The sequence below is a fragment of the Litorimonas cladophorae genome (assembly GCF_014652455.1).
GTDB lineage: Bacteria > Pseudomonadota > Alphaproteobacteria > Caulobacterales > Maricaulaceae > Litorimonas > Litorimonas cladophorae.
Genome location: NZ_BMYV01000002.1, coordinates 1 through 22,945, shown reverse-complemented (window position 1 = coordinate 22,945; position 22,945 = coordinate 1). Strand labels below are relative to the sequence as shown.

The window sequence follows — 22,945 nt, the reverse complement described above, 5'->3', positions numbered from 1 at the left end:
AGACACATAGGACCTCGCCATGACCGACCGCCATACGCTTCTCTCTTCGATCGCGACGGAAGCTGATCGCGATATTTCAATCGCGTCTCTCTTTGACGCAGAGCCAGACCGTCTCGAAAACTTTGTTATGCGTGAAGGTCCGCTGCGCGCGGACTTCTCCAAGCAAGCTTTGGATGCTGCAGGCCTGAAGGCGCTTCTGGACATGGCAGCAAAATGTGATCTGGAAGAATGGCGGTCCAAGCTTTTCTCTGGCGAAAAGGTCAATACGTCGGAAGACCGCGCTGTTCTCCACATGGCCTTGCGAGGCGTTGGCGGCACAGATGAAAACAAGGCCGAAGTCGCCGCGATGCGTCAGCGCATGGCCGATTATGCCGACACTATTCGTGCCGACGGTAAGTTTAAAAACATTGTCCACATTGGAATTGGCGGTTCAGACCTCGGTCCGCGCCTTGTTGCAGATGCTTTCGAAGCCAGCGCCGAACAATCTTTAACGCTTCGCTTTGCAGAGAACGTCGACGGCGCATCCGTCAATGATGCGATCAAAGGTTTGAACCCCGCCGAAACTTTGGCTGTTGTTGTGTCGAAATCGTTCGGAACGCAAGAAACCAAAATGAACGGAGAATCCGTTAGATCTTGGTTGGGCGAATATGGAAACAGCAATATGATTGCTGTGACGGCGAACCGAGCTGGCGCAGTTGGGTTTGGTGTTGCTGCCGAAAACGTCTTCGACTTTTGGGATTGGGTTGGTGGACGTTATTCCGTTTGGTCCGCAGTTGGGCTGTCCTTGCAAATTGCATATGGGCCGGATGTCTTTGCCGATTTTCTAGACGGCGCGCGCGCTATGGATCTGCATTTCCGGGATCAGCCTTTGCAAGAAAACCTACCCGTAATGATGGCTTTGGTTGGCATTTGGAACCGCAACGGACTGGGTTATGGTTCGCAGGCTGTTATTCCTTACAGCCGTCGCCTTCGTAAGTTTTCAGCGTTTCTCCAACAATTAGAAATGGAAAGTAACGGTAAATCCGCCACGCGCGATGGAGCGACCTCGACTTTAACCTGCCCTGTAATTTGGGGAGATGAAGGCACAAATGGCCAGCACGCGTTCTTCCAATGGCTGCATCAGGGAACAAGTGAAGGCCGGTATGGCGGCGCGCCCGTTGATTTCGTCGCTGTGTTGAAAGATCACGAAAATCGTCCCGCCCATCATGCGGCTTTGCTGGCGAATTGTTTTGCCCAATCCGAAGCCTTGATGTTGGGTAAATCCGAGGAAATTGTGCGCGATGAATTGGGCACACGCCCCGATTTGGATGCCCTCGCGCCGCAAATGACCTTTCCTGGCAACCGCCCGTCGACGACACTGACGCTGGATGAATTGTCGCCTAACGCGCTGGGTCATTTGATTGCGCTCTATGAGCACAAAACCTTTGTCCAAGGCATCGTCTGGAATGTGAACAGCTTCGACCAATGGGGCGTACAACTCGGCAAGGTACTAGCCACGACAATCTTGGATGAAATGGAAGCGGGAAAATCAGGCGATCACGACGCGTCTACGACCGCGCTGATGCAGCTTATTAAATAGATTTCTGCGAGGAAGTTTAGGGCGGGCAGGGAGTTATGTTGGGGGCAACCACAATAACTCAACCTGCCCAGGCTGCCCGCGTTCATCCCCCCAGATGTAGACGTTGACAACCTTGGCGGTGTGTTAAGGTCCGTAAGGTGAACGCAAACTGAACGCTCCATTTTGGGGACGCTCTAGACAGTTTCGTCTTCTCGGTTCATGAGAGGGCATGCGCAATATTCTCCTTTCGACAACTCTAATGCTATCGGCTTGTTCGGCGAGCGTTCAGCCCAGTTCGAATGAGCCCGTCGTCTTGCTGGAGACGACCGAAGGTCCGATTGAAATCACAGTTTATCCTGACCGCGCACCAATAAGCGCCGGTGATTTTCTGCGCTATGTGGATGGTAAACATTATGATGGTCAGGGATTTTACCGCGTTGTTCGCGCCGATAATGATCCCAGAGATATGGGCATGAGCCTGATCCAAGGCGGCCGCTTAGATCAAGAGGTCATCGGCGGGCCTATCGCTCACGAGCTCACAACGCAGACAGGTATCAGCAATGCGAATGGAGCTGTTGCCATCGCGCGCGACGCCCCGGGTACGGGCAGCGCGACCTATTTTTTTATCAACGTCGGAAACAATGATTTTCTCGACACGGGTGGAACGCGAAATTCGGACGAACAAGGCTATGCCACCTTCGGCCGCGTCACCGACGGCATAGACGTGGTGAAACGTATTCAGGCAATGGAAGCCAAAGGCGTGTCCGATGTGGGCGTGACCAACGGGCAGATCCTCACGGAACCAGTCATCATTACGCGGGCCTACCGAAAATAGCCTAGCCTTGTTTGGCAAGCTTTATAATTGTCTCTAAAGCGGTCTTCATCATTTCGGTCTTGTCGGCACCCATGGGGGCAGCGGAATAACAATTATTGATCGCAACGGCCTGATCGGTAAAAATTTGGGCTTGCGGGTGACGCACTTTCAGTCCGGTTACCATCTGGCCTTTGAATGTATCGATCTGCGTCTGATAATCGTTGGCTGCCGCTTTATCGCCGTTTGTGAAAACCAGCAGGCCTGGGTCGACATGCTCGCTTTGCAGAAACGCCTCATATGTTTTTAAACCGCTGACCACGGCGTCCACGTCGGTCTTGTCGTATTTTTTAACAGAGCTCACACGTTCAATCGTGAAATCGATAATGGCCTGACATTGCTGAACGTCATTGACGCTGGGTTTAGCGTGAGCCGCTGCGCTGATTGACAGAGCCAATCCAAGCCCCAAAAATTTTGATATGATGTGTTTCATGAGACTGCCCCGCTGTAAGTTTCCGACTTTCTGCCCAGCTTACGGACTTGCCGCAATACCTAGTTTGTGGGACAGCGCCAATTATGGCTAAAAATAAGAAACAGAACAAACCTTTCCGTCCGAAAGCCCGCCGTCCGCGCGGCTTTGAAGATCGCGCCGCAGAGACCTTGCGTGCAGAAGCGCGTCTGATCGAGGCCGCTTTTTCAGTCTATGACATCCATGGGTTCGAGCCGCTGCAAACGCCTGCTTTTGAATTTGCGGATGCGCTCGGGAAGTTTTTGCCTGATGATGACCGTCCAAATACGGGTGTCTTCGCGCTTCAAGATGATGACGAACAATGGATGAGCCTGCGCTATGACCTAACTGCGCCGCTCGCGCGTTTTGTTGCCGAGAATTATGATGCGTTGGCAAAGCCTTATCGCCGCTATCAAGCGGGCAGCGTTTTCCGTAATGAAAAACCAGGGCCGGGGCGCTTCCGCGAGTTTACCCAATGTGACGCTGACAGTGTCGGCGCAGCGGGGGCTGCGGCTGATGCTGAAATGATTATGCTGGCTGCCGAAGTCATGCGCGCCGCAGGTTTAAAGGACGGCCAATATGCCATCCGCGTAAACAATCGCAAATTACTGGACGGAATTCTCGAATCCTCTGGGGTTCCCAATACCGCCGAAGGCGCTGAACAACGCCTGCAGGTTCTGCGGGCAATTGACAAATTGGATCGTCTCGGCGCAGAGGGCGTCGAAGCTCTTCTCGGCGACGGCCGCGAAGACGAAAGCGGCGATTACACGGATGGCGCTAAATTAAATGCGGCAGGCATCAAAGCCGTCTTGGGATTCACGACAGCCTCCACAGATAATCGCGCGGATACGATTCGGACCTTAGAGGGCTTGATGGGAACATCTGAGCGGGGCTTGGATGGCGTGAAAGAGCTTGTGCAGATCGATAGTATTTTGAACGCGGTCGGCTTTGGCAATGATCGCGTCGCCTATGATACCTCGATCGTGCGCGGGCTGGGGTATTACACGGGACCCGTTTTTGAAGCGGAACTCCTTACAGATATTCGCGATCGTAAAGGTCGCCCTGTTCGCATTGGCTCTGTCGGCGGCGGGGGTCGTTATGACGATCTCGTTTCGCGGTTCCGTGGACAAGCCGTACCTGCCACGGGCTTTAGTTTTGGCGTGTCCCGTTTCCTCACAGCGTTGGAGCGGATGGACGCATTAGAGTCTTCCGTGAAACCACCCGTCGTTATTTGCGCTTTCGATAAAGCGCTGATGGGCGAATATTTTAAAATGGCGGGTGAATTGCACCGCGAAGGTATTCGTGCCGAAGTCTTTGTCGGCGCAGGTAATGTCACCAAACAGATGAAATATGCGGATCGCCGCAATGCCCAAGTCGCCGTCTTGATGGGCAGCGACGAAATGGCTGCAGGGGAAGTGACGTTGAAGGATTTATATGAAGGCGCCAAAGCCGCCGCCGCGATTGAATCGAATGAAGAATGGAAGTCCTCTCGTCCCGCCCAAGAAACTGTCGCGCGCGGAACTTGGGTTGCCGCTGTGAAAGCCATGTTAGCCGATGGAACAGAAACTAATGCCTAGGAATGCGGATGATGGCGGCCTAGGGTTTTATTATTATGAAAATTTTGAAATCGACCACACTCGTTATTTTAAGTGCAGCCCTCCTCGGCGTATCCAGCTTGGCGGCATGCCAACAAACACAAGTTCGTCAGGCCGATCGTGAAATTGATTCGACCTATTTGGAATTGGGTCAAGAGATCGCGCGGACGAATTGTGCGTCCTGCCATAGCATAGATGTAAGTGGAGCGAGTCCGCGACCAGATGCGCAGCCGCTTCGAACCGTCTTTGGCCGCCGAAGCGCCGAATCTCTCGCGGATGATTTCCGAGAGCACATTCATGTCGGCCACGCGGACATGCCGGATTATGATTTCACGGTGAAAGAGACCGAAGGCTTGCTGGCGTATCTGGCCTCCATTCAAGCCGAATAAAAAGCCCTTAAGCTCCTAGACGAGGTGCTATTTAATGCGTGCGCGAAACTTGATCTCAAATGTCGGATCAGGATCGCCAAACGCCATTTGTCCTTTGGGGTTGAGGCATATGAATTTGACGTTCGGATCATAGCCTGCCGTTGGACTGTAAGTGCAATCGCTGAAGTCCGCTGGCGGCGTCGATGCATATCCAACATCCGCTGGATAAGTCAGGGTCAGTCCCGACCCAGTATCAATCCCGACAACGGGCTGGCTCGGCACCCCCACGAGATCAATATCGCCATTATAAAATGTGACCTCATCTGGCATGTTATCGACCAGAAATATCGTATCCGTATCTGTCGCCAGTAGTCCCGTATTTGTCAAAAGAATGGAGTAAACAACGTCATTTCCCGGCAGAAAATAGGTGCCGCCACCCACCCCATCCCATAAGGCTACGGACTTAGAAGCAGTAACAGGGTCGGTCGCTGAAAGACAGTTCAATGGATCTGCTAGGTTGCTGTAATTAAATGTTCCGGCCTGAACGCGTGATCTGAAGACTGCATTTTCGGCATCATTTACCGCGCCCGGCGTATCGGTTGCTGCGGCAGATTTGGAAAAATTTGTACCATCATACCAACTTCCACAGGAAAACAGGAATGTCGATTGGGAGCCTGAACCCGTTCCGACCTTAAACGACCCTGCTGGATAGGGCAGGCCGATGTCGCCATAGGTGAATCCATGATAGAGCGCTGCGCTCGGGTCCCTTGCTTGGGCGACATCTCCACCGTTTCGCATAAGTAAAGGCGCGTAGGATGGCGTCGCCGCAATGGCGCAGGACGAATAACCCGAATTGGATGATGTCGGTGGCCCGCTGCAAGTTTTTATGCAGCTGCCTTGGCCCTGTAAAACATAGACGCCATCTCCGTTGGCATCGGTACTGTCGTCAGGCGGTAAATTTGTATTTGGATCATTTGCATTATAGACAACCACGATTGAACCTGGGGATAGTAACCCGAGCGCCGAACAATTGGCGCTATCGGTTATCGTGTCGAAGCGCGCGTAACCTGGTGCAATGCCCACGCCAGATACGGAGCCTTCCCACTCGCCGTTATTATCATCGATGATCCAGTCGTGTAAGTCGACGAGGCCTGTTGGATTGACAGAGGATCCGACAACCATCAATTCAATAAATTCTTTAGAGCCGGACGTTCCGTTGGAGGCTTCATTGACAATGATACCTTGCGCCAATGCCGTGCCCGAAAAACAAAACCAAAGTGCAATGTAGCGTAAGGATTTCCGGACTAACTCCATCGAAATGTCCCGCTGGGGATGATCTAAGGTTGCACCCTATGTCTAGCGGCTTAACAAAATGTGACTGTTCGGCAGTCTCAGAAATTAGACCTCAGGATTTGAGAGCCCTTGTGGGACTTTCCAGAGACCCATTTTCCAATGGGCGTTTTGTCCCCGCCGGATGAAAACTTTTTCGCCGTTATTGTCCACATATACCAATCGTCAGAGTCATGGTCTTTAATTGGGACGACGAATTTAAATTCATCCCATTTATAGGTCCAGACCGTCTCCGTGCCGGACCACGTGATGTCACCCCCTAGCGAGACATCAACATCCTCAACGTTGATCTCTTTGTCTTTTCGTTCTCGCGCGGCGATATCCTTCGTCGTCAAAACGATCGGGCCGTAGTCGCCGAACCCATATTTCTTCGTGTCCAAAATCGACTTGGCAGCCTTGAGACGGGCCCTGTCCTTTGATTTTGCTGCAGGAAGTTTGAAGTTCTCAAGCGCTTTTTTCTCGGCGTCTGCTAATTTTCTTTCATATCCAGCCAAACTTCTGAGGAAGGCTTTGGGTTTCGCTGCGTCCCCATCCGTTGCGTCCGCGATAGCGAGAGCCGCTTCGCCATAGGCGCGTAACCGAGCGAAATTCTCTGCGGCTGTCGGACCCTTGTAATATTGCATTTCGGTTTGGTAGCCATTCAGCCCATCAGACATGGCTTGAGCCATCGTGGCATAGCTTTTGTCGGACGCCCTTTTCTGCGCGTCAGCAAACCGTTGCAACCGCTGAACATCTGAGTTGTCGTAGGGGGCACCTTGCGAAACCGTGCCAGCGTTGCGGCCGAGATCAACTTTGGCAAAGGTCGGTAAAAACTTTTGACTTGCCACAATGGTGCGTCGGGCCAGGGCGGCATCTTTAATCCATGTTTCGATTTGGCCCTCTTCGAAGGGCGGATAGATCGGCCGCGGCACAGGTCGCGACTGGAGACCCTTGTCGATTTTCGCGAGGGCCGCGCGGATGTCTACTAAGGCCTGCGTATCATCCGCTTGAACCGTCATAATATTTTGCGTGTCTTGAGGTGAACTCGGTGATGGGGCGGCACGGGACGTTCCGCTCACGGCCAGCAAGAGTGCTGTTCCGAGAATAAGTGGCTGAAGTTTATGATCAATCATGGCGCGCTCCCTAACCTTGATCCAACTTTATCATAATTTCTCAAACTGACCAATGACCCCTATTTTGAAGCCAAATTGTCGCCCTGAATTTGGGCGCAATTTTGGACCTGCGCTTTAAATCCTGTCTCACAGACATTGACTCTTGAAATTCGCTTGAGGGTGATTACCTCCCGTCGCGACTCCTTAGGGAGACCGAAATTCACCCGAACACCTGTTATTTTCAAAAGAGAGATTTTACATGTCTGAAACACCGAAGCACGTTCCTGACGTTACCCTTAAAACACGCGTCCGCGATGAAACTGTCGAAGGCCCAAACCCATTCCGTTGGGAAGATTTATCGACAGGCGAATTCTTTAAAGATCGCACAGTTGTCGTCTTCTCCTTGCCTGGCGCCTTTACACCAACCTGTTCCTCCTCGCATCTTCCGCGATATGATGAGCTATATTCTGATTTCCAAGCTTTGGGCGTGGACGAAATCGCCTGTATTTCCGTGAACGATGCATTCGTCATGTACAAATGGGGTCTGGATCAAGGCAATAAGAACATCACATTGCTACCTGACGGCTCGGGCACATTCACCAAAGAAATGGGCATGTTGGTCAAGAAAGACAATCTCGGTTTCGGTGCGCGGTCTTGGCGTTATTCCATGCTCGTCGTAAATGGTGAGATCGTGAAGCTCTTCGCAGAGCCAGGCTTTGAAGATGATTGCCCTATCGATCCTTTCGAAGTTTCCGACGCTGATACAATGCTTTCATACCTCAAAGAGACACGTAAATCTAAAGCGGCTTAAGGCCGATTTTTGAGTAAAAAAAGACCCGCGCCGGGAAACCGTGCGCGGGTCTTGCATTTGGACCATGTGTCAACTGACGGCGCTGGTCTTGGGGGAAGGTTCCACCTTCAGTCAACGGACCATATGAGACCTTGTTAAGGGCCTGAACCTGTCGGGACCTTTTCCAGATCATGACAAAAAGGTTATATCTCTTAGACGTGTCTCATTCCCGCTTTCACAGACTTTCCAGAAAAAATAGGCCACACACGGGAAGCGCCTTCAAGGGGGGGAAGTGGCGCCCATCGCGTGTGGCCCAGTTACACATGTGATCCGAGGGGAGGGAAACACAAGGTATACTCGTGTATAGTCGCTAGCTCATGACATGATTATGACGCGGCAATGAAACAATTGTCACAATTGAACCGCCAGCTCCGCGTCTGCGGCGTCCATCCCTCTTGACCCTGAGCCGTATCCACCACAGATGGGAGCCATGGCCCGTCTCGACCTCAAACTTATTCCTGTCACACCGTTCCAGCAGAATTGTTCCCTGCTCTATGATGTAGATACAAAAGAGGGCGTCTTAATTGATCCGGGCGGAGAAGCGACCCGCCTAAAAGAAACCCTTGATGAAATGGGTATCACTCTCAAGGCGATGTGGCTGACACATGGTCACTTGGATCATGCGGGTGGTGCGGATGAGTTGCGTGAGACCTTAGGTGTTGAGGTCATTGGTCCGCATAAAGATGATCAATTTTGGATGGATGAGATTGGTGCGCATTGGTCAAAATATGGCCATCCCGGCATGGGCCGCTCTGTGGTGCCCGATCGCTATTTGGAAGACGGCGATGAATTAGAATTATCCGGTGTAAAATTCCAAGTGCTACACACGCCTGGCCACACGCCCGGCCATGTCGTTATTGCAAATCAAGATATGAAAATCGCCTTTGTCGGAGACGTTCTTTTCCGAGGGTCGATTGGCCGCACAGATTTTCCGAAAAGCAATCATCAAGATTTGCTGAACTCCATTACTGGAAAGCTCTGGCCCCTTGGCAATGAGATGCGGTTTGTCCCAGGACATGGTCCGATGGGAACCTTTGGCGGAGAACGTAAGGACAATGCTTTCGTTGCCGATGATGTCATCGGACATACGGGACAAAATAGGTCCGGTCCTGGCTAAGGAATAGCCTCGCCATCGACGAGAATACCTTGGGGCAGTGCGCCGTTTTGCCGTAAAATCTCCGACTTCACTTGGGCGTTGGAATTAAAGCTCCGCGCGATATTAAACAGTTCGCCAGCGACTGAAATATCAAACCGGAAAGGTTGCGCATTTAAAACGCGATCATTTGCGCCATCGAAATTCAGTCCGATTTCCAGCTCTCCATCTAACGGGCCATCAATGGCCGCGCTGAGTTCGCGATACCGAAATTCTCGTAGGGCATCGCGTGCAAGGTTCGCATATTCACTGGCGCGCTTTTCACGCAGAACGGCGATAGCTTCATCTTGACTGTAAATAGGGACGCTTGGACCCGGATCAACGCGTAAGACGCCGCCCTCTGGAACAGACAGCCGTCCGCCATCAACCAAGACTTCGACCCCCCGAATGATAATCGGGAAGGTTCCAACGACCGTACCCGTCGCCTCAATTTTACTGTCGCCAATGTTTTTTAGGAAATCCCCTAAGGACACGTCTTTGACCCGCATGGTCACGCGGTTTTCTTCAGCCGCATAAAGCCATGTGAAAGGATCCAGTGACAAGGCGCCGTTTCCAATCGGCCATTCTGCAAAATCAACACCTACGCCCGTGGGCAGAAGTCGGTAGGTCACGGTGCCATCCTCCAACTCCAGGCCTGGGTTAAAGCGTCTCATGGTCAGGGTCTGGGGTCCGTCTGTCTCCATCGGCAGGAGGGAGCTAAATGTCACAGAGGTATTTAAACCCTCGATCGGGCCGGGTGCAGTGCCTAAATTAATGTCCAATACATCCACCACTCCGCTGGAATGGGTCAAAGCGCCATCAGCAAACCCGATTTTTAACCGGGCTTGGGCTTCACCTTCGACGCTCGCAATTTTACCTCGGAGTGAAGGGAAAAGGGCTTGCGGCTGCAGTCCATTATTCGTGAAATTAACCGATGGGATCAGGATAGCGGCTTCACCAACACCATTTTGATAGGCGTAATCAACAATGACCTTTGCATCATTGGCTTTTGCAATGCGCAAATTTGTCTGACCTGTAAAACGACCGTCGGCAAAATTCACAACTCCATCTGCGGGGAATTGAACCAAACCTGCCGCCTTGGCCGTCTCGGCAAATTCCGTTCCGATGAGCTTGATACTGCCATTGCGATGCGCCACCTCATAGACCAAAGGTGTGCCGGTAAGATCAACGGTCATATTCATGATGTTGACCAGCGGCGTTTGGGCCGAAATGTTCGGGCTGTCCAAGGTCAACTCGACCGGCACATCGGGCATGATTTTTGCCGTCAGATGCGCGCTGGCCGCCGCCGCTTTTGTCCCAGCTGCGGGTAAGGTTTCACTTTGATACGTCGCATTGGTAATTATGGCGTCCCAATTCTGCCGCCCTGCACCGAAGATTGACCCTTCAAGGGAAAGGGCTTCGGCTTGAAGTTCAAGTCGCTGAGCGCTCGATGTCTGGGTTTCCGGCTGGGTGAATGTGAATTCCGCTTGTCCCAGACGCGCATTCAGCAGACCGACATCCGGCCGTTTAACAAAAAGCGACCGTGTCGCAGGCAATGAAAACTCTGCATCCTCAATGATCCAAGCGGTTGGTGTCTCCATGCGCGCAAATGTAACGCGAGCGTTTGGATTTGGCGTAAAGTCAATCACTTGACGGTTTTCATGCAGGGCCACATCCAGACGCCCGCGCAGAGCCAAGTCTTCAACATATCCGCCGGGTAATCCCCCGTCGAAACTTAGGTTTGTATTAATCGCCAGCCGTCTCGGGGACTCAGCGCCCCGATAATTTAGCTCCGCACGGATTGGGCCCAGTCTTACAGGCCGTTGATTTACGCCGGTCACGCGCCAATTTTCTGTCGTGCTAAGGCGCGTTGAAAATTGACTTATGCCGTCCAGTTTAATTCCATTTGGTGAGCTGGCCTCTAATTGGATATTCGTCAACTTTAGGGAGGCCGGTCGGGTGAACCCCGCGTCTAATCCGACAGTAATTTTCTGTTCGGCTCGATCGAAAATATAGAGTGGCGTTTCGGCCCGTGGTGTTAATGTCAGGCGGTTTCGCGGGGTTGTCACACTCACAGGCGTGTCCGTTGTAACGGTAAATCCTGAGGGCCCGTAGGTAAGTTGACCTGTTCCCGCGAGATCAGAGCCGACGAGAAATTCTCTAACCGTTTTAACCAAAGTGGGCGCATAATGTTCTGTCACCGGGACAACGCGCAGAGCAGTTGCAAGCGACAGTGTTTCGGCTAGCTCATCTGCACGTGCAGGTCGGGGTGTCCGCGCAGCTTTTGTTGTGAGGTTCCACTGCCCTGTGGCGGTTAAACCCGGGTTCCGCGAAATGTCCCCGTCCCATGTTAGATCCACAGCATCTGCCGCGAAAAGGGTGCTTGCGATCTTATCGCCATTAATCGCAATTTCCCCGCGATAGGTCAGCTCGTCCAAATTGGCCGTTCCGTTCAAGCGCAAGGTGGCATCTTCGATTTGAATATCTGCGTTTGAGAGAACAGCCGTTTGCGTCTGGCCTTCTATGGTAAAAGTCGGCCCGTTGCGGTTTAACGTGGCAAACCCCGCGCCTTCGGCCCGAAAACCGCCATAAGATAAAGCCGAAGGGGCGAGCGTGATTTCTGCATCAAACTGGTCTGCGGCAGGGACCGTCGCGTCGATATAAAGTGTGGCCTCCCCCAAAGGTGAATTTAAGGCCAAGGTTCCATTGCTGACTTGCACCCCATTTTTGGGGAAGCGGGACGGCGCGTCTTTCGCCCCGTCTGTATTCTGCGCGTCGTCTAGAAGTTTGACTAGCCACGCGTCGGAGGGCTTCCAATCCTCCCCGAGTGTGAGCTGTAATGTCAGTTCCTCAAGTTCTAAACGTTCTAAAACCCCATCGCGAATATCAGGCCAAACATATTTCGCGCGCAGTTCAGACGCGCGTAGAACCTCTTTCCCATCACGGTTTAAACGAATATTGCGGATCGTGGCGTCGGTGCTGGTAACGGAGGTAATGTCCAGCTTCGCCTCAAAGCCAGACTCCGCTAAAGTCTCAATCACCAAATCTTCCATCAAGCTGTAGCGCTGCGTCCAAGCCCAGCCAGCCACACAGGCCACGGCTAGCAAAATAAGCAATAAGGCCCAAAGACACCACGCCCACCAACGAAGGTACCAACGCCGTTTGCGCGTTTTCGCGGACGCCCGTGAAACCGGTGAGGCCTTTGGCGCATCTGTATTTATATCTTGCGCAGAAATGGCCCGACCTCCTACCCTAATGCATAGATGAGGTTCTCTTGTAAGACCAACAAAACCAACCGTTAAAAATTGGTCAGTTTACACGGAGAGCAAGATATCGTTAACCCTGATTTAGGGAAGATTAGGGCAAGGTGGGAACACTTGATACTCTTTCGACACACGCGCGCCCCGGGCTATGAAATATGACTGACCCAAATTTGAATAAATCGTCTGCGCCATCGGGTGTGTTTGTCGACGGTCTAAAAATTCGCGCCAGCGCCTTTGCGCGCCTGCGTCATACTGTTATCCCGCGCGAGAACCATTTTCGGTTTCTGGTCGCCGCGGCAACAGTGGGTGCGATCGGCTTGGTCGCCTTGCCTGACCGGACTGAGGCGACGGTCAATATTCCTTCGGATTCGGCCCTTGTCGTGGAACCAACGCTGGATATCAGCCGGTTTGATATGGGCTTGGATGAGGCTTTCACACCCAAGACCACTGTCAAGACTGTGACGCTAAAATCAGGCGATAACCTGGGCCCGCTTTTGCAACGTAACGGACTTACAGGACAGCAAGCCTACCGCGTCACGCAAGCGTTTGGCGACGTGTTCCCGCCGAGAAACCTGCGGGCCGGCCAAAGTTTCGATCTTTATTTTGCAGAAGGCTCGCTCGACCACCTGACATTCAAACCAAATGTCGAAACCACAGTGTTTGTGGATCGCACCAGCATCACCGAAGATGGTGAGTCATACAGTGCGCGGAAAGTGGCCGCCGAATTCAAATATGAAACGATTGGCGTGAAGGCGACTGTTGAAAACTCACTCTATGTCGATGCAACCCGTTTGGGCGCACCTGATAAGGTCGTTGTCCAATTTGCCAATATTTACGAATATTCCGTCGACTTCCAACGCGATATTCAACCCGGTGACGCATTTGAAATGTTCTTTGAGGTCGCGCGTGACCAAAAAGGGCAAATCGTCAAAGCGGGCGACCTGCTCTACACCTCCTTCTCCCCGCGCGGAAAAACATCCGAATATTGGCTGTTTGAAGACCAAAAAGGACGCGAGAATTTTTACGACGCTGCTGGCAAAACAGCCAAGCGTAAATTGCGCGCGACACCTGTAAATGGTGCGCGCCTCTCATCGACATATGGCAGCCGACGTCACCCGATCTTGGGTTATCGCAAAATGCACACCGGCGTTGATTTCGCTGCGCCACGTGGCACGCCAATTTTGGCTGCGGGTTCAGGCACCGTTGAACGCGCCAATCGCTATGGTAGCTTTGGGAATTATATCCGCATCCGTCACACAGATGGATATAAAACGGCCTATGCCCATCTGAAAGGTTTTGCGCGCGGTGTGAAATCTGGCGCCTATGTTAAACAGGACCAAGTCATTGGATATGTCGGCACGACGGGCCGCTCGACTGGGCCGCATTTGCATTATGAAGTCATTCATAACGGTAAGAAAATCAATCCGCGTCGTTTGTCACAACTTTCGGGTAAACCCTTGGCCAGCAGCCAGCGTCCCGCTTTTGATAAACGTCGTGCGGAAATTGATGATCTGCGGGGACGGTCAGAAATTATCACGCCGCAACCCCAAATTGGCGCGACTCTGTCCGCAGAAGCTCTGCCGGAATAGATAAAAGAGTCCGAGCCGGTTGAGCGGCCGACAGCCCACTTGCGGGTCATTCGTTAATTGTTTAGACTTAGGCCTAATTGAACCATCAATTAGGTCGTATCATGAAAAATTTTTTCAACTTCTTCTTTTCCTTTGATAAATTATTCAAAGAAAAACTCGTCCCGCCATTTTTCCTGCTGGCCTTAATTGTATTTGGCTTGGCCTTTTTTGCTGAGGCCTTGGACTCTTTAAGCCTCGATATTCTTGCAGCAGCTGTCTCAGTCGTGAACTTCTTTGCGTCACTGTTTCTTGGCATCATCACAATTCGGATTATTGCGGAGCTGATGGTTGCGATTTTCCGCATCAATGACAATCTTTCGCCAGATAAAGGCAAGTCAGAGCTCGCGGATTATGATCCGATGGGCGAAGCCCGTAAAGCCGCAGAGATCGCGGCCGCCCGCACACGTGAAGCGACCAAAACCGTCAGCGAAAAAGCCAGCGGCGCGACCAAGAGCCTGCGCGAGAATGTCGGCGAGATGAGTGATACGGTTCAGGAGAAAGCCAAATCAGCAAGTGCCTCCGTCCGCCATAAGGCCGAAGACCTCTCAGAGTCAGCCAAACACAAAACCGAAAGTGTGATGGGAAAAGGCAGCACGCCTCGACCCGATGCCGAGCCAACACCTGTCAAAATCCTAGAACCCGTTGCGGCACCGAAAAAGCGTGGCCGTCCCGCGGGTTCGAAAAACACAACGGCTTCTAAGTCGACGCCAGCCAAGAAAACGCCGACACCCCGAACGAAAGCCGCGCCACAGAAACGCGGTCCGAAACCCGGATCAAAAGCGCCGCGTGATGCCGATGGGAACCTTCTGAAAAAAGACGGTACGCCCCGAAAGAAGCCTGGACCAAAGGCAAAGTAGGTCTGTTCTAAATACATTGATTAACCCGGGCCACGCGCTCGGGTTTTTCATTTGCGCTGTCAAGAGATACGCGCGCCCAAAGTGTTTAATGGCAACCGGACTTTCCTGACGTCATTGCCCAAAATGTTCAGCGCCGTTTTCCGAATATCCGAAAGGGCCGCTGCATGCCCATCTTCTCTCGCGCGGAAGTGGGCAGACCAACTTTCAATATGGTCTGCAAAATCTTCGGCGCTCCAAGAGAGTTCGCAGGCAAACTCTGGCATAACCACGGGCGTAAATGGCATTTGTAATTCAACAGGGTCATATCCGCGCCAACTCAACCGATTGCCTTCCGCCCAATAAGGGTCGATCAGATCGAGAATGGGCGAGAGTAAATGTGCCTCCATGCCGGCATCGACCTCAGCCCTGTGATAGGTCCAAGCGCAAAATAAGCCCCCCGCTCTCGTCACGCGTCTCACTTCTGCCCAAAATTCAGGGGCGGCAAACCAATGCAGAGCTGTCGCGACTGTCACCACATCTGTCGTTGCATCCGCGAGTGTTGACTGACCGGCGGGTGACGCGTGATAGGAAATCCGAGGATGTTGGGGCGCCGCCGCAATTTGAGCCGCCGATAAATCAGTTGCGACGACCTGATCGAAATGACCAGCAAGGGCGACAGCGGCTTGTCCTGAACCTGTTCCGACATCTAAAGCGAGCGCGTGGCTTGGCACCTGCGCGGCAATCCAATCAAATAATTCGGGCGGGTAGGAGGGTCGTCCTTTGGCATAGGTGGCGGCTTGTCGGCCAAAGGTTTCAGCATTAGACATAGGGGTAAGCTACCGCAGAGCGGCGCTTACCCCAAGTGTTAAGAAGGGTTAGCCGCTATCCCGAAACGACGTCGAGCTTTATGCGTCCACCCACTGCGTCCACATTTACCGCGTCGCCATCATTAATCTGCCCAGCGAGGAGCTCGCGAGCCAGCTCATCTTGGACTTGTTTCTGGATTACGCGCTTGAGAGGGCGCGCGCCGAAACTTGGATCATAACCTGCGTCACCCAAATGTTTGCGGGCGGCCTCGGAGAGGTTCACTGTAATGGATTTATCTTTTAACCAGCCTTGTAAGCGCTTCATCTGGATGTCCACAATCGCACCCATATGCTCGGGCTTAAGGCGTTCGAACAGAAGGATTTCATCGATACGGTTCAAGAACTCCGGACGGAAATGGGCATTCACTTCGGCCATGACACCGACTTTCGCCCCCTGAACATTATCGCCATCAGCGAGGTTCAACAAATGTTGGGCCCCGATGTTTGACGTCATGATGATCAGCGTATTCCGGAAATCAACCGTGCGGCCTTGTCCATCGGTCAAGCGACCATCGTCCAAGACTTGCAGCAGAACGTTGAAGACGTCTGGATGGGCTTTCTCAACTTCATCGAACAACACGACCTGATAGGGTCGACGTCGCACCGCCTCGGTCAGGGCTCCACCTTCGTCATATCCGACATAGCCGGGAGGCGCGCCGATCATGCGAGAGACGGAATGTTTTTCCATATATTCCGACATGTCCAAACGCGTGATCGCTTGGTCATCATCAAACATAAAGTTGGCCAGTGCCTTTGTCAGTTCTGTCTTACCTACACCTGTGGGGCCGAGGAACATAAAGCTGCCGATGGGACGTTGCGGATCCCGCAGGCCAGCCCGCGCACGGCGCACGGCATCCGAGACAGCGGACACAGCGCGGTCCTGTCCGACCACACGTGCCGCCAAAACTTTTTCCATATCCAGCAGCTTTTCACGCTCACCTTCCAGCATTTTCTCAACAGGCACGCCTGTCCATTTGGCGACGATGCCCGCAATGGTTTCGGATGTGACCGTTTCGCTCGCCATGGCGTCGTCAGATTGGTTTTCTAACTCTGCCATCTGAGTTTCTAGCGCCGGAATGTCTTCATGCTGCAAACGCCCTGCGGTTTCATAATCCCCGCGACGTACAGCATCAGACAGTTCAAACCGCGCGTGCTCCAACGCTTCTTTGACATCCGTTGACGATGCCAATTTGGCTTTTTCGGCCTGCCAGGTTGCGCTCATCTCATCGGACTGTGATTGCAGATCATCGATCTCGGCTTGACGTTTCTCCAGACGATCTTTCGACGCAGAATCTGTTTCCTTTTTCAGGGCCTCAACTTCGATACGCAACTGCACAATCCGGCGGTCAATTTCGTCGAGTGCTTCGGGCTTACTGTCGACCTGCATGCGCAAGCGTGACGCTGCTTCATCCATCAGGTCGATGGCTTTATCTGGCAGGAACCGATCTGTAATATAGCGATGAGATAGTTGCGCCGCCGCGACAATCGCCGCGTCAGAAATGCGAATGCCGTGATGGACTTCGTATTTTTCTTTCAGGCCTCGCAGGATCGAAACCGTATCTTCCACAGTGGGTTCGGAGATAAACACGGTCAGGAAACGACGGGCGAGCGCCGCATCTTTTTCTAAATGTTTGCGATATTCATCCAGCGTCGTTGCGCCGATACAATGAAGCTCGCCGCGCGCCAACGCAGGTTTCAACAGGTTCGCGGCATCCATAGCCCCGTCGCCTTTACCTGCGCCGACGAGTGTATGGATTTCATCAATGAATAGAATGATCTGCCCATCGGCTTTTTCGACTTCTTTCAAAACCGATTTCAACCGCTCTTCGAACTCACCGCGATATTTTGCGCCAGCGATGAGGGAGCCCATGTCGAGCGCCAAGAGCCGCTTATTACGCATGCTCTCAGGCACGTCGCCAGAGACGATACGCACCGCTAGCCCTTCGGCAATAGCAGTCTTACCGACGCCCGGTTCCCCAATGAGGAGCGGGTTGTTTTTTGAGCGGCGTGAAAGGACTTGCAGCGTACGACGAATTTCTTCGTCTCGGCCAATAACAGGATCGAGTTTCCCATTTCGCGCCGCTTCGGTTAGGTCGCGGGCATATTTAGACAGGGCCTCATATTGATCTTCGGCCGAGTCTGATGTGACGGGGTCTTCAGAGCGAACAGATTTAATCGCTTCACCTAAGCGGGTCGCGTCAACGCCAGATGTGGAGAGCGCCTCGCGCAGGTCTTTATCTGCCTGCGTGACCGTAGCGAACAATAGGCGCTCGAGTGTGACAAAGGCATCGCCCGCATCTTTGGCTGATTTTTCCGCAACCGCAAAAACTTTGGTTGCGGCTTTAGACAGGGATAATCCTGACCCGCCTTCGACGCGGGGTAATTTGTTCAGGGCGTGCGCAACCGCTGTGTCAACAGCATCGGGCGAAGCCCCCGCCATTTGTAAAAGATTACGGGGAAGGCCGCCATCTTCGTGAATTAACGCGCTCATAATATGCGCGGGCGTCAATTGTTGATGGTCGCGCGTGACGGCTTCAGTTTGTGCCGATTGAATAACGCTGCGTGAGCGTTGTGTGTAGGCTTGGATGTCCATGACTCACCTCGAGAATAAAATTTCAGCGCGCCGCGTTTGGCCGCCGTGTATCTATTCCGAGATAGGAATTAAGTCCTGATGTTCAAGACAGAACTTAGATTCTATTCTAGGCCGAAGTTTACTCCGCAGCTTCGATCGTCTCAACATCCGCTTTTTTACGCGCAGGGGCCTTGCGGCGGCGCTTTGGCTTTTCCTCGGAAACGGCGTCATCTGACGCTGTTTCATCGGCGTCTGCCTTGGGGGCTTTTACTTTTTTGGGTGCGGGCTTGCGCGGGGCCGCTTTACGGGGGGCTTTGGCTTTTACAGCCTCCTCTTCGGGCGCGTCGGTTTGCGGCGTGACCACTTCGAGTTCAGCAGGCGCATCTGTGTCGGCTTGGCGATTGTCGTCGCGCGTATTGCGGGTGTTGCGGTTATTATTGCGGCGCGTATCGCGTTGCCCGTCTCTGTTGTTATCCCGGCTATTTTCGCTGTCATCTTCGCCGTTTTCAGCGCGTTTCGCGGCGCGTTCAGCTTCCTGCTTGTCGCGCAACTCTTGGGCTTCGCGCTTGGCGGCTTCTTGAACATTCATCAGACGCAGATAATGTTCGGCATGCTGCAATAGGTTTTCGGCTTTAACGCGATGACCGCTCATTTTCGCATCACGTGCCAGCGTTGTATATTTTTCGTAAATCGTTGATGCTGTACCGCGAACTTTCACATCTGGGCCTTGGCTATCCAAAGACCGGTTATGATTATTGTGGTTAGTATTACGATTTTTATTGTTGTTATTACGATTACGGCCGCGTTGACGCTTCATCGGATTTCCTCAAAGGGGCGACATTCGACTAGGCATGTAGAGCACGTCGGTGTGCATTGGCCCTTGTCTGTCAGTTATTTTCAGCGGTGTTCGGGTGGTTTAGGGGTCGAACGCTCTGCGCTGCTAATTTCGCGTAGCAAAGCCAAGGCCACATGAAAAGCGATTTTTTGACCCGACTTCCAGTTTAATCAGCTCAGGCGGGGGAGCCTTGAGCCCAGACCGCGCGATCATTTCCACCCAAGTCACGATCGACAGAGATCTGGCTCCATCCGTCTGCGCGCAGCAAATTGCTCAGGGATGCGGCTTGATCAAACCCAATTTCAAAACCTAACCAGCCGTCAGGTTTCAAACGGGCTTTTGCGCCGTCTATAATGGCACGATAGGCGTCCAACCCATCTGGACCCCCACGTAGCGCCAGATCAGGATCAAAGCCGAGAACTTCTGGCTCTAAGCCTTTCATCGCGGCATTTGTGATATAGGGCGGATTGGACAAGATCATATCAAACCGCGCCGCATTTGGCACAGCGTCCCACCAAGGCCCCTGTACGAAACTTACGCGATTTTCCACGTTCAGGGTTTTGGCATTCGCTTTGGCGACGGCCAAGGCGTCAGGGGAGAGGTCGGTCGCCAATAAAGTTGTCATTTCTAACTCGGCCAAGAGCGTTAAACCAATCGCGCCACTCCCTGTGCCCAAATCAATTAACGCGTGAGGCACATGCGGGTTTAATCGCGCAAGAGCCCCGCGAATGAGGGTTTCTGTATCTGCGCGGGGGGATAAAACAGCTTTTGAAATTTGGAACCGACGCCCGTAAAACTCACGCCAGCCCAAAATATGATCAACGGGTTCGCCTGCTAGGCGACGTTCCATTAATTGTTTGATCGTCTCAAACACCTCAGGCGTCAGGAACTCCGTCCCGCGTAGCATCATGGCGGTCCGGTCTAGACCCGTCGCTGATTCCACAATCTCTCGAGCGTCATCTTCCGCAAAATCCAAGCCGGCCTCCTCAAAAGCCTGCGTCAAAAACCGTTTCGCAGATCGCGCATTCAAGCCGGAATAGGGGCCAGAGCGCGGGCGTTGATCGAGGGGAATTACCATAAGCGTGAGATAGGGCAGCTTTGCAGGATTTGCAAAGGTCAGAGTCTGGACGTAACTTTCATAAGGTTTTCTCCAAGGACGCCAAAAAATCTACCTTTCACGGCCTCGGCATTTCGAAATTCTATATTTGTGACGTCACAAAACAAAACACGGCCTGGGCCTGACTTAATATCCTTCAGCGGAATATTGAGAGGTCGATGGCCGACTCTAAAAAAGAACTTTGGCACTAAATAAAGATGGGTCTCTGAAACATAGCTGTTCACCACGGAGCTGTAACTCACCATGGAAAAACGTGAGAAACCTAAACCCATTGACTGTGACCCGTAACGCTCCCCTACCGGCTTTGCGTCTGTGCCATACTCTGTCGCGAGTGAGGCCCACCCACTCAATCGAGACAATAGGAAACAGGCCGCGATCCAAAGAAGCGGAAATCCCACCAAGAACCCAAAAGGGGCAAAGATTGCGGGGTTGCTCACACGGACAGGCTTTCAATCGCGGTCTCAATCAGGCGCAGGTCGCTTTCGCGCGACAGGCTATGATCGCCGCCTGCGACGAGGGTGTAGGTCACGTCTTTCGATGTCAGCATATCGATGAGACGTTTCGAATGGGTCCAAGGGACGACTGTATCTTCATAGCCTTGCAAAATCCGAACAGGGCATGTCACGGGAATGGGCATGTCCAAAATCTGCCGCGCTCGCCCGTCTTCGATTAACGCCTTGGAATAGGCGTAAGGTTCGTCATAGCCCGAGGGCTCATACACAACCCCGTCATTTTCAAGCGCTTTGATCTGGGCTTCGGACCAGCCAGCAACCGTTAGCTTTTCTGTAAAATCAGGCGCGGGATTAATCAAAACAAGGCCTGCGGTGCGCGGTGTATTTGCAATTGCAGTCAGCAGCGCAGCCCATCCCCCCATAGAGGAGCCGATCAAAATTACAGGACCGGTCGTCAATCTATCCCGAACCCGACCAATGTCAGCAGCCCAGCGTGTCATTGTGCCGTCGATGAAATCACCGCTGCTTTGCCCATGTCCGAAATAATCAAAGCGAATGAAGGCTCGCCCGCGCGCCTGCGCCCACGTGTGTAGGTGCGTGGCTTTACCGCCTTCCATATCTGACTTTAGGCCGCCACACCAAATAAGGGTGGGCGCGTCTGCCAAGGCGCCATGCCCGTCAGTTTTCTCATATGCGATATAATGGCCGTCAGATGTTTTCAGAAAGTCGGGCATTTTGATTCCGATTGGTTTAAGGAGCGTCCATGAATGTGCTGCAAATTTTGCCGGAGCTCAATGCCGGAGGTGTCGAACGGACGGCTTTAGAAGCCGTCGAGGCTTTGGTTGCGGCGGGCCATGGCGCGCATGTGCTTTCCAATGGGGGGAGACTGGTCCCTGAGTTAGTGGCGCTGGGCGGAACTCATCACACCGCAGATATTGGCTCGAAGAATATTCTGACTGTGCCGTGGCGCATTGCGGGCATTCGCCGCCTCATTGCAGACTATAAAATTGATATTGTCCACGCACGCTCTCGTGCGCCAGCTTGGCCCGCTATGTTTGCCGCGCGCGCGGAGAGGGTGCCCTTCGTGACGACCTATCACGGGATTTATAATGCTAAATCTGCGCTGAAACGCGGATATAATTCGGTGATGGCCAAAGGCGATATTGTCATCGCCAATTCTAATTTCACGGGCGAACACATTATTCGGGAACATGGCACAGACCCCAACCGGATCGTGGTCATTCCGCGCGGCGTCGACATGGCGATCTTTGACCCAGCGCGAATTCCGCCAGAAACCGCAAAAGCCCGTCGTCAGAGCTGGGGCGTAGCTGACGACGCAACGCTCATTTTATTGCCGGGGCGATTGACGAGCTGGAAAGGGCAGCGCGTCGCGATAGAGGCACTGGCGCATTTAGGGCCAAATTATCATCTTGTGCTTTTGGGCGATGCGCAGGGCCGTGATAGCTATGTTGCAGAGCTGAACGACCTTGCCCAAACGCATAATGTTGCAGACCGCGTGCATTTACCAGGACATGATACGGATGTCGCGACGGCCTATCTTGCGTCAGATATTGTCATTTGCCCGTCGACCGACCCCGAAGCATTTGGACGCACCGCCGCCGAAGCCCAAGCTATGGGCCGTCCCGTTATCGCGAGCGATCATGGCGGCGCCGTTGAGGTTGTCGTTCAGGGTGTCACGGGCTGGCGCTGTCCTCCGGGCAACGCCCTGTCCTTGGCGAAAGCCATTGGCCGCGTGGATCAGCTGACGGGTCCGTCACTGGCGCGGGAACGTATTTCAGAGCAGTTTTCGAAAGCGGCGCTGCAATCTGCGCTTTTGCGCGTCTATGGGAGTTTCCAACACGGAGTGTAATTCAAGGCGTAGGACCGAATTTCGTGCGAAACCTTTACCAATTCGGGGGGTTTCCCTTGTATATGGTCCATAAAACCGCCATATGCGGTCACTGTAAAAACACGGATTGAATTACTTAGGAGCACTCCAATCGCTAGAAGACCCCTCTCGGCCCAACCCGCCAAAAAAATCAAAGGCCCACGCGTAAATCGTGACATTACCGCCGATAATGTCCTACTCATTTTGGCCGATGGAGAAAAAAGA

The 22,945-nt window shown here is 52.9% G+C and carries 19 protein-coding genes; 9 read left to right on the top strand and 10 right to left on the bottom strand.

The genetic code is table 11. The annotated features are described in order from the left end of the window. Positions 1-19: 19 nt before the first annotated feature. The gene (pgi, locus tag IE073_RS07910) at positions 20-1,579 is read left to right on the top strand and encodes a glucose-6-phosphate isomerase (RefSeq protein WP_189583969.1); all 1,560 of its coding nucleotides are present in this window, start codon (positions 20-22) and stop codon (positions 1,577-1,579) included. A gap of 208 nt (positions 1,580-1,787) precedes the next feature. Then, positions 1,788-2,393, top strand: coding sequence for a peptidylprolyl isomerase (locus IE073_RS07905; protein WP_189583966.1), 606 nt, complete (start codon positions 1,788-1,790; stop codon positions 2,391-2,393). Between the two features lies 1 nt (position 2,394). Here the strand turns inward: IE073_RS07905 and IE073_RS07900 are convergent, their stop codons facing one another. After that, positions 2,395-2,862, bottom strand: a complete 468-nt coding sequence (locus IE073_RS07900) for a hypothetical protein (protein WP_189583964.1) — start codon at positions 2,860-2,862, stop codon at positions 2,395-2,397. 83 nt (positions 2,863-2,945) lie between these two features. On the opposite strand from IE073_RS07900, the gene hisS reads away from it, so the two are divergent. Then, positions 2,946-4,454, top strand: a complete 1,509-nt coding sequence (hisS, locus tag IE073_RS07895) for a histidine--tRNA ligase (protein ID WP_189583962.1) — start codon at positions 2,946-2,948, stop codon at positions 4,452-4,454. 35 nt (positions 4,455-4,489) lie between these two features. Then, positions 4,490-4,861, top strand: coding sequence for a c-type cytochrome (locus IE073_RS07890; RefSeq protein ID WP_189583960.1), 372 nt, complete (start codon positions 4,490-4,492; stop codon positions 4,859-4,861). Positions 4,862-4,888: 27 nt separating this feature from the next. On the opposite strand, the gene IE073_RS07885 is transcribed toward IE073_RS07890, so the two are convergent. After that, positions 4,889-6,154 carry a hypothetical protein gene (locus tag IE073_RS07885; RefSeq protein WP_189583958.1) on the bottom strand — a complete coding sequence of 422 codons (1,266 nt, stop codon included), beginning with the start codon at positions 6,152-6,154 and terminating at the stop codon, positions 4,889-4,891. Between the two features lie 77 nt (positions 6,155-6,231). Next, positions 6,232-7,302 carry a hypothetical protein gene (locus IE073_RS07880; protein ID WP_189583956.1) on the bottom strand — a complete coding sequence of 357 codons (1,071 nt, stop codon included), beginning with the start codon at positions 7,300-7,302 and terminating at the stop codon, positions 6,232-6,234. Positions 7,303-7,540: 238 nt separating this feature from the next. Here IE073_RS07880 and IE073_RS07875 point away from each other — a divergent pair, with 238 nt between their 5' ends. Continuing rightward, entirely contained in the window at positions 7,541-8,092 is a 552-nt protein-coding gene (locus tag IE073_RS07875; protein ID WP_189583954.1) for a peroxiredoxin, read from the top strand. Between the two features lie 469 nt (positions 8,093-8,561). Continuing rightward, the gene (locus IE073_RS07870; protein WP_233349923.1) at positions 8,562-9,248 is read left to right on the top strand and encodes an MBL fold metallo-hydrolase; all 687 of its coding nucleotides are present in this window, start codon (positions 8,562-8,564) and stop codon (positions 9,246-9,248) included. Here the strand turns inward: IE073_RS07870 and IE073_RS07865 are convergent. Beyond that, positions 9,245-12,379, bottom strand: coding sequence for an intermembrane phospholipid transport protein YdbH family protein (locus tag IE073_RS07865; RefSeq protein ID WP_189583948.1), 3,135 nt, complete (start codon positions 12,377-12,379; stop codon positions 9,245-9,247). The two genes, IE073_RS07870 and IE073_RS07865, sit on opposite strands and share 4 nt — an antisense overlap. Before the next feature lie 302 nt (positions 12,380-12,681). On the opposite strand from IE073_RS07865, the gene IE073_RS07860 reads away from it, so the two are divergent. Both IE073_RS07860 and IE073_RS07855 read left to right on the top strand, forming a co-directional pair. Continuing rightward, positions 12,682-14,115: a M23 family metallopeptidase gene (locus IE073_RS07860; RefSeq protein WP_189583945.1), complete on the top strand. Its 1,434-nt coding sequence runs from the start codon at positions 12,682-12,684 to the stop codon at positions 14,113-14,115. A 101-nt stretch (positions 14,116-14,216) separates the two neighbouring features. Further along, positions 14,217-15,011, top strand: a complete 795-nt coding sequence (locus IE073_RS07855) for a DUF4282 domain-containing protein (RefSeq protein ID WP_189583942.1) — start codon at positions 14,217-14,219, stop codon at positions 15,009-15,011. 59 nt (positions 15,012-15,070) lie between these two features. On the opposite strand, the gene IE073_RS07850 is transcribed toward IE073_RS07855, so the two are convergent. From IE073_RS07850 to IE073_RS07830, 6 genes are all read right to left on the bottom strand, one after another. Then, positions 15,071-15,817, bottom strand: coding sequence for a class I SAM-dependent methyltransferase (locus tag IE073_RS07850; RefSeq protein ID WP_189583939.1), 747 nt, complete (start codon positions 15,815-15,817; stop codon positions 15,071-15,073). Positions 15,818-15,872: 55 nt separating this feature from the next. Further along, positions 15,873-18,449, bottom strand: a complete 2,577-nt coding sequence (gene clpB / locus IE073_RS07845; protein WP_189583936.1) for an ATP-dependent chaperone ClpB — start codon at positions 18,447-18,449, stop codon at positions 15,873-15,875. A 118-nt stretch (positions 18,450-18,567) separates the two neighbouring features. Further along, positions 18,568-19,245 carry a DUF4167 domain-containing protein gene (locus IE073_RS07840; RefSeq protein ID WP_189583934.1) on the bottom strand — a complete coding sequence of 226 codons (678 nt, stop codon included), beginning with the start codon at positions 19,243-19,245 and terminating at the stop codon, positions 18,568-18,570. A 193-nt stretch (positions 19,246-19,438) separates the two neighbouring features. After that, entirely contained in the window at positions 19,439-20,341 is a 903-nt protein-coding gene (gene prmC, locus IE073_RS07835) for a peptide chain release factor N(5)-glutamine methyltransferase (RefSeq protein WP_189583931.1), read from the bottom strand. Positions 20,342-20,379: 38 nt separating this feature from the next. Then, complete coding sequence (locus tag IE073_RS14140) at positions 20,380-20,817, bottom strand: hypothetical protein (RefSeq protein WP_233349920.1); 438 nt, start codon at positions 20,815-20,817, stop codon at positions 20,380-20,382. Next, positions 20,814-21,566 (bottom strand): alpha/beta hydrolase, encoded by a 753-nt coding sequence (locus IE073_RS07830; RefSeq protein ID WP_189583928.1) that lies wholly within the window; start codon positions 21,564-21,566, stop codon positions 20,814-20,816. The genes IE073_RS14140 and IE073_RS07830 overlap by 4 nt, the downstream gene beginning before the upstream one ends. Positions 21,567-21,595: 29 nt before the next feature. Here IE073_RS07830 and IE073_RS07825 point away from each other — a divergent pair, with 29 nt between their 5' ends. After that, entirely contained in the window at positions 21,596-22,702 is a 1,107-nt protein-coding gene (locus IE073_RS07825; RefSeq protein ID WP_189583925.1) for a glycosyltransferase family 4 protein, read from the top strand. The last annotated feature ends 243 nt before the right edge of the window (positions 22,703-22,945 follow it).